The organism is Stenotrophomonas sp. S41 (assembly GCF_016624625.1).
GTDB lineage: Bacteria > Pseudomonadota > Gammaproteobacteria > Xanthomonadales > Xanthomonadaceae > Stenotrophomonas.
In genome coordinates, this window is the sequence record NZ_JACVTV010000125.1 from 1 (window position 1) to 11,799 (window position 11,799).

Genomic DNA, 11,799 nt, shown 5'->3' on the forward strand with positions numbered 1-11,799 from the left:
CCCCCCCGCCACCCCACGGAAAGCCAGCTTCTGCTGTTGCTCCGGCTTCGGCTTGAAGCAGGTGCAGGGCTGCAAGCCCTGCCATGACACACCCCCCCTATACAGGTAAGTGCAGGTCACAGGATGAGCAGACGCCTTGTTGCTGCCATCGAACAGGTCCACATTCCTGTCCAGGACACGGGCCGCCGGCCCGTTGTCGAGACAACAGGAGACCTGCATGTCCGCTGCCCCCACCACCGCCATCTCCCGCGATCCGGCCACCGGCCAGCAGATCGCCAGCCACCCCTTCGCCACCGCCGCTGAACTGGAAAACCTCCTGCAGCGCGGCCAGGCCGGCTTCGCCGCCTGGAGCGCGCAGCCGCTGGAAGCGCGCGCTGCCGTGCTGCGCGCCATGGCCGACGTCCTGCGCCGTGACCGCGAGCCGCTCGCCGCGATGGCTACCGCCGAGATGGGCAAGGTCCACGCCGAATCGCTGGCCGAGATCGAGAAGTGCGCGCTGCTGTGCGACTGGTATGCCGACAACGGTGCGCAGTTCCTGCGCGACGAGCCCACCCAGGTGCCCGATGACAAGGCCTACGTGTCCTACCTGCCGCTGGGCGTGGTGCTGGGCATCATGCCGTGGAACTTCCCGTACTGGCAGGTGATGCGCGCGGCCGTGCCGATCCTGATGGGCGGCAACGGCTTCCTGCTGAAGCCGGCCGAGAACATCGTCGGTACCGCGCAGCTGCTCGATGCGGCCTGGCGCGAAGCCGGCCTGCCTGACGGCACCTTCATCGCCGCCAACATCAGCCGCGAGGGCACCAGTGCCGCCATCGCCGATGACCGCATCGCTGCCGTCACCCTCACCGGCAGCGTCGCCGCCGGTCGCAGCATCGCCGCCCAGGCCGGGCAGGCGCTGAAGAAGGTGGTGCTGGAGCTGGGCGGCTCCGACCCCTTCATCGTGCTCGCCGATGCTGACCTTGATGCTGCCGTCGATGCGGCCGTGGCCTCGCGCTTCCAGAACACCGGGCAGGTCTGCATCGCCGGCAAGCGCATCATCGTCGAAGAGGCTGTCTACGAGCGTTTCGTCGCGCAGTTCTGCCAGAAGGTGCAGGCGCTGACCATCGGTGACGGCCGCGAAGCCGGCAACCGCATCGGCCCGATGGCCCGCCAGGACCTGCTCGAGCAGCTCGACGCACAGGTGCGCGCCTCGGTCGATGCCGGCGCGCAGCTGCTGGTCGGCGGCCATCAGCTGGATCGCCCGGGCAGCTTCTATGCACCCACCGTCCTGGCCGGGGTGGAGCCGGGCATGCAGGCCTTCGATACCGAGACCTTCGGGCCGGTGGCCTCGATCAGCCGCGCCCGCGACGCCGACCACGCAGTAGAGCTGGCCAACCAGAGCGAATTCGGCCTCAGTGGCAACCTGTGGACCGGCAACCATGAACGCGCCATGCAGCTGGCGCGCCGGCTGCAGACCGGCGGCGTGTTCGTCAACGGTTTCTCGGCCTCCGACCCGCGCGTGCCGATCGGCGGCGTGAAGAAGAGCGGCTTCGGCCGTGAGCTCTCGCACTTCGGCATCCGTGAATTCGTCAACGCGCAGACGGTCTGGTTCGACAAGCGTTGACGCGCGGCTTCCACCCTTCCTGCAACGATCCACCATCAGTCCAGCGAAAAGGACGGCATTCCAATGTCCAAGGGTTCAGATCTGCTTGTCGCCGCACTTGAGAACGAAGGCGTCGAGCGCATTTTCGGTATTCCCGGCGAAGAAAACCTCGACGTGGTCGAGTCGCTGCGCCATTCCAGCATCGAGCTCGTCATCACCCGCCACGAGCAGGCGGCGGTGTTCATGGCCGCCACCTACGGCCGGCTGACCGGCAAGCCGGGCGTGTGCCTGGCCACCCTCGGCCCGGGCGCGCTGAACTTCACCACCGGCGCGGCCTATGCGTTGCTGGGGGCATGGCCGGTCATCATGATCACCGGCCAGAAGGGCATCGTTGCCAGCAAGCAGGCGCGCTTCCAGATCGTGGACATCGTCAGCACGATGAAGCCGCTGACCAAGCTGGCCCGGCAGATCGTCTCGGCACGCACCATCCCGACCATCGTCCGCGAGGCCTTCCGCGTGGCCCAGGAAGAGCGCCCGGGCCCAGTGCTGCTGGAGCTGCCCGAGGACATCGCCGCCACCGAAGTGGAGGGCGTTTCCCTCATTCCCACCCACGCGGTGGACCGGCCGATTGCCAGCCCGGAGGCGCTGGACCGCGCGGCGGAGATCATCCGCGGTGCCGAGCGGCCGCTGCTGATGATCGCCTCGGCGGCATCGCGCCCGCAGTCCAGCGAAGCGCTCTCGGCCTTCGTGCAGCGCGCCGGCATCCCGTTCTTCACCACGCAGATGGGCAAGGGCGCGGTGGCGGGCGGCTCCGGCCTGTACATGGGCACCGCGGCGCTGACCGAGCGCGACTACGTGCACATGGCCATCGACCAGGCCGACGTGATCGTGACCATCGGCCACGAAGTGACCGAGAAGCCGCCGTTCGTGATGCGCCCGGGTGGCCCGACCGTCATCCATATCGGCTATTCGCAGGCCGCGGTGGAGCAGGTGTATTTCCCGCAGGTGGAGGTGATCGGCGATATCGGCCGCTCGCTGACCCAGCTGGCCGACCGCATCGAAGGCGCCGTGGCGCATGCCGATGCGCTGCTGCCGCTGCGCGCGACCATCCTCGAGCACCTGGCCGACCGTGCCGAGGAAGCGGGCTTCACCCCGCAGCGACTGGTACATGACGTGCGCCAGGTGATGCCGCCGGACGGCATCGTGGCGCTGGACAACGGCATGTACAAGATCTGGTTTGCGCGCAATTACCGCACCCAGGTGGCCAATACGCTGCTGCTGGACAATGCCCTGGCGACGATGGGCGCGGGCCTGCCGTCGGCGATCATGGCTTCGATCCTGTATCCCGAGCGGCGCGTGCTGGCGGTCTGTGGCGATGGCGGCTTCATGATGAACAGCCAGGAGCTGGAGACGGCGCGGCGGCTGGGCCTGAACCTGGTGGTGCTGATCCTCAACGACGGCGCCTACGGGATGATCCGCTGGAAGCAGGCGGTGGATGGCTTCACCGATTACGGCATGACCTTCAGCAACCCGGATTTCGTCAAGTACGCCGAGGCCTATGGCTGCAAGGGCCATGAGGTGACCGCCATCGAGCAGTTCATCCCGACCCTGGAGGCGGCGTTCAACGAGGGCGGGGTGCACCTGGTCTCGGTGCCGGTGGACTACTCGGAGAACCAGCGGGTGCTGGTGGAGGAACTGCGGCAGGCGTTCCCCGGGAACGGGTGAAGTGGCGCCGGGCCGCGCCCGGCGGATTCCTGCCGACTGACCGCCGGGCATGGCCCGGCGCTACGGGCTCCGGCGGGGCTCGGGGAGGGCGGTTTTGGTATGCTGTCCAACCGGCTGCGCCGGGCGCTGTACCCCCCTCCCACTACACGATTCCCGCAGATCCATGAGCGAAGCTACCGATACCCCCCCCGTCGACGAAAACAAGTTGATCGCCGAGCGCCGTGAGAAACTCAAAGCGCTGCGTGGGCAGGGCATCGCGTACCCGAACGACTTCCGTCGCGAGGACTTCGCCGGGCAGCTGCAGGCCGAATTCGCCGATGCCGGGACCTGGACCGCCGAGGCCCTGGAAGGCAACGGCCGCCAGGTGAAGATGGCCGGCCGCCTGATGGCCAAGCGCATCATGGGCAAGGCCAGCTTCGCCCAGATCCAGGACGAATCCGGCCGCATCCAGCTGTTCCTGCAGGGCGGCGCCCTGGGCGACGCCTACACCGCCTTCAAGGGCTGGGACGTGGGCGACATCATCGCCGTCGAAGGCGCCCTGACCCGTACCAAGACCGGCGAGCTGTCGGTCAAGGCCGAATCGATCCGCCTGCTGACCAAGTCGCTGCGCCCGCTGCCGGACAAGTGGCACGGCCTGGCCGACGTCGAGCAGCGCTACCGCCAGCGTTACGTCGACCTGATCGTGACCCCGGAATCGCGCGCGGTCTTCATCAAGCGCTCCAAGATCATCCGCGCCATGCGCGCGTGGCTGGACAACCGCGACTTCCTCGAAGTCGAGACGCCGATGATGCATTACATCCCCGGCGGCGCGGCGGCCAAGCCGTTCACCACCCACCACAACGCGCTGGACCTGGACCTGTACCTGCGCGTGGCGCCGGAGCTGTACCTCAAGCGCCTGACCGTGGGTGGCCTGGAGCGCGTCTACGAGATCAACCGCAACTTCCGCAACGAAGGCGTCAGCACCCGCCACAACCCGGAATTCACCATGATGGAGCTGTACGAGGCCTATGCCACGTACAACGAGATCATGGACCTGACCGAGGGCGTGATCCGTGACGTGGCCACCACCGTCAACGGTGGCACCGAAGTGGAGTGGGACGGCGCGAAGATCGACCTGGGCCCGGCCTTCCGCCGCTGGCGCATGGACGAGGCGGTGCGTCACCACAACCCGGAAATCTCGGCCGCCGACTGCACCGACCGCGAGGCGCTGCTGCGCCATTGCGAGCGCCTGAAGATCCGCGTCAAGCCGTCCTACGGCTGGGGCAAGCTGCTGCTGGAGATCTTCGAAGCGACCGTCGAGCACACCCTGATCCAGCCGACCTTCATCACCGATCATCCGGTGGAAGTTTCGCCGCTGGCCCGCGCCAACGACAACGATCCGGGCTACACCGACCGCTTCGAGCTGTTCGTCAACGGCAAGGAGCTGGCCAACGGCTTCTCCGAGCTGAACGATCCGGAAGACCAGGCGCAGCGCTTCCAGGCCCAGGTGGCCGCGAAGGACGGCGGCGACGACGAGGCCATGCATTACGACGCCGACTACATCCGTGCGCTGGAGTACGGCATGGCACCGACCGGCGGCCTGGGCATCGGCGTGGACCGCCTGGTGATGCTGCTGACGGGCAGCAGCTCGATCCGCGACGTCCTGCTGTTCCCCTACATGCGTCCCGAGCAGTAAGACGCAGTTCCGCTCCCGACTGTGCGCGCCGTCCCGGATCCGGGCGGCGCCATTGACGCGATCCGCACTCGGCGTATGGTTGTTGCACGGCCTTGACACCCGCTATGGCTTGATGGGGTAGCGAGGGCCGATGTGGAGAAGCGTCGATGTGGAGAACCCGCTTCACATTGTGACGACGATCATGAACCGGGGAGCTCGTGACGGGAGTCGTACCGATGCAGGGTGCCAGTGTGCACAGCGGCGGGGTATCCTCGCTGGCTGATCTTCCAGCGTGGTCGAGAAGGCAGGCAGAGAACGCCTTGAACATCGTCATCGTCGACGACCAGACGTCCGCAAGGACGATGCTGCGTCATGTCATTGAAGACATCGCGCCCGAATTGAGCGTGCACGACTTCGGTGATCCGCTCACCGCGCTTGCGTGGTGCGAGTCGTACCCGGTCGATCTGCTGCTGCTGGATTACCGCATGCCGGAGATGGACGGGCTGGAGTTCGCCCGCCGTTTCCGCCGGTTGCCCAAGCACCGCGACATCCCGGTGATCCTGATCACCGTGGTCGGCGATGAGCCGATCCGGCAGGCCGCCTTGGAAGCGGGCGTGATCGATTTCCTGGTCAAGCCGATCCGGCCACGCGAACTGCGTGCGCGCTGCTACAACCTGCTGCAGCTGCGCCAGCAGGCCGAGAACGTGAAGCAACGTGCGCTGTCGCTGGAACAGCGGCTGCTGGCCAGCATGCACGAGGTGGAAGAGCGCGAACGCGAGACCCTTTCGCGGCTGGCGCGCGCCATCGAGTTCCGTGATGCCGGCACCAGTGCCTACCTCGAGCGCATGGCGCGGGTGGCCGGGCTGATCGCCGAGCAGCTGGGCCTGCCCGAGGAAGAGGTCAAGCTGATCGAGATGGCCGCCCCGCTGCACGACATGGGCAAGATCGCCATTCCCGATGCGGTGCTGCTCAAGCAGGGCAAGCTCAACGACGAGGAGCTGGCGATCATGCGCCGGCATCCGCGCATCGGCCACGAGCTGCTCAGTGGCAGCCAGAACCGCTTCATCCAGGTCGGCGCGCTGATCGCGCTGCGCCACCACGAACGCTATGACGGCAGCGGCTATCCCGATGGCCTGGTCGGCGACGCGATTCCGCTGGAAGCGCGCATCGTCGCCGTCGCCGATGTCTTCGACGCGCTGATCTCACCGCGCCCGTACAAGGAAGCATGGACGATGGAAGCGACCCTGGCGTACCTGTATGCCCAGCGCGGCCGCCTGTTCGACCCGCGCTGCGTGGATGCGCTGCTGCGGGGCCGCGAGCAGCTGGAACAGATCTGCGCCGAGCATTCCACCGCCTCGGCGCGGCCGGGGATGGGCGCGTGACATCCCTGCTGTCGCGGATCCGCCTGCGGTTGTCCCAGCGCCACGACAGCGAACACGGGCAGCAGATCGTCCGCATCGTCCTGATCAGCTTTATTCTGGCCTACGTGCTGCTGCCGGCGCCGCGCCACGACCTGCCGCACGACCAGTATGTGGGCGTGCTGGCCATCGTCCTGACCGGCCTGTCGCTGTCGCTGCTGCTGTTCGGCTGGCTGCTGTGGAAGCCGGGGCGCTCCGATCCACGCCGCGTGCTCGGCATGCTGGCCGACTACGGCCTGATCGCCGCGGGCATGGTGCAGATGGGCGAACCGCTGTCGTGGGTCTACATCGTGGTGATGTGGGTGACCGTCGGCAACGGCATGCGCTTCGGCAACAACTACCTCTACGTCGCCGTGGCGATGGCGATGGTCAGCTTCGGCAGCACCGTGCTGCTGACACCTTACTGGGAGCAGAACCTGCGACTGGCGATCGGGCTCTGGCTGGGCCTGGCTGCAGTACCGTTGTATTTCTCGACCCTGCTCAAGCAGTTGACCAAGGCCATGGCCGAGGCGCGGCGCGCCAGTGAAGCGAAGAGTCGCTTCCTGGCCAACATGAGCCACGAATTCCGAACCCCACTCAATGGATTGAATGGCATGACAGAAGTATTGGCGACGACTCGCCTGGACGATGAGCAACGCGAGTGCCTGAACACCATCCAGGCCTCTTCCCGCAGCCTGCTGGCGCTGGTCGAGGAGGTGCTGGACATCTCCGCGATCGAAGCGGGCAAGCTGCGCGTGGTGGCCGAGGATTTCGTGCTGGCCGACGTAGTCCAGGCCATCGGCCTGATCCTGCTGCCGCAGGCCAAGGCCAAGCACCTGGAGTACAAGGTCAAGGTGGCCGCGAACGTGCCCGCCACGCTGCGCGGCGACGTCGGCCACCTGCGGCAGATCCTGCTCAACCTCGCCGGCAACGCGGTGAAGTTCACCGACCACGGCAAGGTGGAAGTGCGCGTGGGCCTCGTCCACGCGGACACCAATGGCTCGGTGCGCCTGCGCTTCGACATCATCGATACCGGTATCGGCGTGCCGGTAGCCATGCGCCCCCGGCTGTTTGAAGCCTTCGAGCAGGCCGACGTCAGCATGGCCCGTCGCCATGAGGGCACCGGCCTTGGCACGACCATCGCCAAAGGCCTGGTCGAGGCCATGCATGGTGAGATCGGCTACCTGGACAGCCCGCCGCAGGGCAGCCACTTCTGGGTGGAGCTGCCGTTCGCGCCGCCGGAGCCGGTGGTGCCGGGCGCGGTGCCGAGCGTGGCCGCCGGCGAAGAGGTGGGCCCGGGCGGCAATGTCATCGCCTTCACCGACCCGTTCCTGCGCCACCGCGCCCGCGTGCGCAGCATGCAGATCCTGGTGGCGGACGACCACGAGGCCAACCGCATGGTGCTGCAGCGCCTGCTGCAGAAGGCCGGGCACAAAGTCATGTGCGTCGATGGCGGTGAGGCGGTGCTCGATGCGCTGGCCGAGAGCGAATTCGACGCCGCCATCGTCGACCTGCACATGCCGGGCATGAGCGGCCTGGACATGCTGAAGGAACTACGCGTGATGCAGTCCGGCGGCGGTCCGCGCACGCCGGTGCTGGTGCTCAGTGCCGATGTCACCCCCGAAGCGATCCAGCGCTGCACCCAGGCCGGCGCGCATGCGTTCCTGGCCAAGCCCGTCGTGGCCGTGCGCCTGCTCGATACGCTGGCCGAGATCGCCAACAACGCCCAGCTGAAGGCGTCGGCGCCGCCGATCGTGCGCACCGCCACCAACCTCGATGGCGTGCTCGACACCGGCGTGCTGGATGAGCTGGCCTCGCTGGGCATGGGCGACGGTTTCGAGCGTGAGTTCATCCGCCAGTGCCTGGAGGACGCCGAGAACTGCCTGCGCAAGGCCGAGGTCGACGGCGAAGCAGGCCGCTGGGGCGCCTTCCGCGAACAGTCCCACGCGATCAAGGGCGTGGCCGGCAATCTGGGCCTGGTGCGTGCCGCCAACCGCGCCGGCGAACTGATGCGGATGGCCGACTGGCAGCTCAAGGCCGAATGGCGCCCGCGCCTGGCCGTGCTGCAGGGCGCGATCAAGGAAGGACGGCAGGCCCTGGATGCGCGCGCCGAGCGCAAGGCACGCGGCGCGGCCGACGACATGGAGCGGTAGCGTCGAGCTTGCTCGACTGCCTTCGTTTCATGTAGTGCCGAGCCATGCTCGGCTGCATTCCGCGCGGTCTGCGATGCAAGGCATCCACGCATGGCGTGGATCTACTGGGTCTGCGACGCAAGGCACGCGGCGCGCCCGACGACATGGAGCGGTAGCGTCGAGCTTGCTCGACTGCCTTCGTTCCATGTAGTGCCGAGCCATGCTCGGCTGCATTCGGCGCGGTCCGCGATGCAAGGCATCCACGCATGGCGGGGATCTACTGTCTTGGTCGCGCGAGCGCGAAAAAAAGCCCGGGGGCCAGCCGGGCTTGAACCCAGAGGGGGAGGAGAGCAATCAGGCGGCGTCGAGGCCGGCGCGACGGGTCTGTGCCTTGATCAGGCGATCCATCGTGCGCAGCGAACGATCACCCAGGGCCAGGGCGGAGTCGACCCAGACCTTGGTGATTTCCAGCAGCTCGTCGTAGCTGACCGACTGCGCCAGGTTGCGCGCCGCGTTCATTGCCAGGTACGACTGCGGCAAGCGCTGCTGGTGGCGGATCATGTCATCGACGGCGGCGCGGCCTTCCCCCTTCTTCACCAGCACGTCGACCACGCCCAGGGCGTGCATTTCCTCGGACGAATAGATGCGGCCGTCGAGGATGATCTTCTCGGCCAGCTGCGGCGACACCCGGCGGCACAGGAACGAGTACGCGCCCATGCCCGGGAACAGGCCGAACAGCACTTCGGGCAGGCCCATGCCGCAGCCTTCCTCGGCCACGATGGTGTGGCAGGCCAGGGCCATTTCCAGGCCGCCGCCCAGTGCATCGCCCTGGATCAGCGCAATCGAACGCACGTCACCGCCGAAGCCGGTGTGCAGGTGGTGCACGCCTTCCACGCAGCGCTGCGCATAGGTCAGCAGCAGGTCGCGGTTGCCTTCGCGGATCAGGCGGGTGAACAGGTCCAGGTCACCGCCCAGGTTGTAGGCGGCGGCATCGGAGGCCAGCACGAAATGGCGCAGCCGACCGCTGTGGCGCTGGGCCGGGCCGCGGGTGATGGCGCTCATGTAGCTCCACATCTCGTCCAGCATGTCCTTGCGGCAGCAGGGACGGATGCCCGTGGCCGCGTCGGCGTGCATGAACAACCAGTGGGCGGAGTCGTCGTCGTTGTCTTCGGTACGGATGGTGGCGAACGGCGAACCGCTGGCAGACAGCTTTTCAATGGTACTCATGGAAGGGTCCTCGGCATGCGGCCCGCAGAGAGAAGTGGTGGCCGGCGGGCCGAACGGTCCACACACGCGGCGATGCTACACCGGGCGCGGCACCGCGCACGCGAAAAGGCCCGGGTTGTTTCCAACCCGGGCCCTGAAGGTGTTCAAATTCGCCGAAAGCCTTACGTGGCGGGCGTATCGCGGAGCTCGCGACGGAGGATCTTGCCCACGTTGGTCTTCGGCAGCTCCTTTCGGAATTCTACGATTCTGGGGTGCTTGTAGCCGGTGAGGTTGGCCCGCGCATGTTCCTTGACCATTTCGGCGGTCAGGTTCGGGTCCTTCTTCACGATGACCACCTTCACCACTTCACCGGACTTCTCGTCCGGCACGCCGACAGCGGCCACTTCCAGCACGCCCGGCATCATCGCGATGACGTCCTCGACTTCGTTCGGGTACACGTTGAAGCCGGACACCAGGATCATGTCCTTCTTGCGGTCGACGATGTAGAAGAAACCCTGCTCGTCCATCTTCGCCATGTCGCCGGTGTGCAGCCACTGGTCGGCATCGATGGCAGTGGCGGTCTCGTCGGGGCGCTGCCAGTAACCCTTCATCACCTGCGGGCCGCGGATGCAGAGCTCGCCCACTTCGCCCATGGCCAGGGTGTTGCCGTTGTCGTCCTTGATGCAGGCATCGGTGGACGGGATCGGCAGGCCGATGGCGCCGTTGTATTCCTTCAGGTCCAGCGGGTTGATGCAGGCCGCCGGCGAGGTCTCGGTCAGGCCGTAGGCCTCGACCAGGGTCACCCCGGTCACCTTCTTCCAGCGCTCGGCCACCGCACGCTGCACGGCCATGCCGCCGCCCAGGGTCACCTTCAGCGAGGAGAAGTCGACGGTGTCGAAGCCGGGGGTGTTGAGCAGGCCGTTGAACAGGGTGTTGACGCCGGTGATGGCGGTGAAGCGCACCGACTTGAGCTCCTTGACGAAGCCCTTCATGTCACGCGGATTGGTGATCAGGTGATTGCAGCCACCGAACTTCATGAAGACCAGGCCGTTCGCCGTCAACGCGAAGATGTGGTACAGCGGCAGGGCGGTGATGATCCACTCCTTGCCCGGCTCGATGCCCGATGCGCCGATCCAGGCCGAGGCCTGCTGCATGTTGGCGATCAGGTTGCGGTTGGTCAGCATCGCGCCCTTGGCCACGCCGGTGGTGCCACCGGTGTACTGCAGGAAGGCGACGTCGTCGTGGTCGATCTCGACCTTGGGCAGGGTGTGGCGGCTGCCGAGCTTGAGCGCCTGGCGGAAGCGCACCGCGCCCTTCAGATGGTAGTTGGGCACCATCTTCTTGACGTACTTGAGCACGAAATTGACGATCGTGCCCTTCAGGCCGAGCAGGTCGCCCAGGCCGGTGGTGATGACGTGCTTGACCGGGGTGTCGGCGATGACCTGCTGGACGGTGTCACCGAAGTTGTCGACCACCACCAGGGCGCTGACGCCGGCATCGACCAGCTGGTGCTTCAGCTCGCGCGCGGTGTACAGCGGGTTGACGTTGACCACGGTCAGGCCGGCGCGCAGCACGCCGAAGGTGGCGATCGGGTACTGCAGGCAGTTGGGCATCATCAGGGCGACGCGGTCACCCTTCTTGAGCTTCAGCTCACCCAGCAGGTAGGCGGCGAACTGCTCGACCAGGGCGTCGGTTTCGCCGTAGGTGAGGATCTTGCCGAAACTGGAGTAGGCGGGACGGTCGCGGAATTTCGCGACGGAAGCGTCGAAGACCGAAGCTACCGAATGGAACTCGTTGATGTCGATCTCGGCGGGAACGCCTTTCGGATAGCTCTGCAGCCAGGGACGATCCAGACTCATATTCCCCCTCCAGGAATCGTTTTTGATGGGTGCGGCGCGGACAGTATCCGCCAGAACCGCTCGCAGCAGCATACCGTTCCGTAGGGAAAACGCGAAGGGGGCCTTGCGGCGCGGGTTGGTCGAATGCGTCAGACACCGCCGGGCATGGCCCGGCGCTACCGATCAGGGTGCGGAAACCGGTAGCGGCGGGGCGGGGCCCGGGGGGGTTTTGGGTGAGCCCCCGCCGCGCGCCCGGGGGCCCGTG

The 11,799-nt window shown here is 66.8% G+C and carries 7 protein-coding genes; 5 read left to right on the forward strand and 2 right to left on the reverse strand.

All coding sequences use genetic code 11. From position 1 onward, the window contains the following. Nucleotides 1–217 precede the first annotated feature (217 nt). The 5 genes from IAE56_RS18620 (at nucleotide 218) to IAE56_RS18640 (ending at nucleotide 8,511) form a co-directional block, all read left to right on the forward strand. Nucleotides 218–1,603, forward strand: a complete 1,386-nt coding sequence (locus tag IAE56_RS18620) for an NAD-dependent succinate-semialdehyde dehydrogenase (RefSeq protein WP_200753553.1) — start codon at nucleotides 218–220, stop codon at nucleotides 1,601–1,603. A gap of 63 nt (nucleotides 1,604–1,666) precedes the next feature. After that, nucleotides 1,667–3,307 (forward strand): acetolactate synthase large subunit, encoded by a 1,641-nt coding sequence (locus IAE56_RS18625; protein ID WP_200753554.1) that lies wholly within the window; start codon nucleotides 1,667–1,669, stop codon nucleotides 3,305–3,307. Nucleotides 3,308–3,470: 163 nt separating this feature from the next. Further along, nucleotides 3,471–4,982: a lysine--tRNA ligase gene (gene lysS, locus IAE56_RS18630; protein WP_200753555.1), complete on the forward strand. Its 1,512-nt coding sequence runs from the start codon at nucleotides 3,471–3,473 to the stop codon at nucleotides 4,980–4,982. A gap of 215 nt (nucleotides 4,983–5,197) precedes the next feature. Then, entirely contained in the window at nucleotides 5,198–6,343 is a 1,146-nt protein-coding gene (locus tag IAE56_RS18635; protein ID WP_108768753.1) for a two-component system response regulator, read from the forward strand. Continuing rightward, complete coding sequence (locus tag IAE56_RS18640; RefSeq protein WP_200753556.1) at nucleotides 6,340–8,511, forward strand: response regulator; 2,172 nt, start codon at nucleotides 6,340–6,342, stop codon at nucleotides 8,509–8,511. Before IAE56_RS18635 ends, IAE56_RS18640 begins: the two co-directional genes overlap by 4 nt. A 333-nt stretch (nucleotides 8,512–8,844) precedes the next feature. On the opposite strand, the gene IAE56_RS18645 is transcribed toward IAE56_RS18640, so the two are convergent. Together IAE56_RS18645 and IAE56_RS18650 are read right to left on the reverse strand one after the other, a co-directional pair. After that, nucleotides 8,845–9,717 (reverse strand): crotonase/enoyl-CoA hydratase family protein, encoded by an 873-nt coding sequence (locus IAE56_RS18645; RefSeq protein ID WP_108768755.1) that lies wholly within the window; start codon nucleotides 9,715–9,717, stop codon nucleotides 8,845–8,847. Nucleotides 9,718–9,878: 161 nt separating this feature from the next. Beyond that, on the reverse strand, nucleotides 9,879–11,555 hold the full coding sequence (locus tag IAE56_RS18650) for a long-chain fatty acid--CoA ligase (RefSeq protein WP_200753557.1): 1,677 nt from the start codon (nucleotides 11,553–11,555) through the stop codon (nucleotides 9,879–9,881). Between the last annotated feature and the right edge of the window lie 244 nt (nucleotides 11,556–11,799).

Coding starts and splice junctions, on each gene's coding strand:
- IAE56_RS18625 (WP_200753554.1), top strand. CDS start 1,667: ATGTCCAAGGGTTCAGATCTGCTTGTCGCCGCACTTGAGAACGAAGGC.
- IAE56_RS18620 (WP_200753553.1), top strand. CDS start 218: ATGTCCGCTGCCCCCACCACCGCCATCTCCCGCGATCCGGCCACCGGC.
- IAE56_RS18650 (WP_200753557.1), bottom strand. CDS start 11,555: ATGAGTCTGGATCGTCCCTGGCTGCAGAGCTATCCGAAAGGCGTTCCC.
- IAE56_RS18645 (WP_108768755.1), bottom strand. CDS start 9,717: ATGAGTACCATTGAAAAGCTGTCTGCCAGCGGTTCGCCGTTCGCCACC.
- IAE56_RS18635 (WP_108768753.1), top strand. CDS start 5,198: ATGCAGGGTGCCAGTGTGCACAGCGGCGGGGTATCCTCGCTGGCTGAT.
- lysS (WP_200753555.1), top strand. CDS start 3,471: ATGAGCGAAGCTACCGATACCCCCCCCGTCGACGAAAACAAGTTGATC.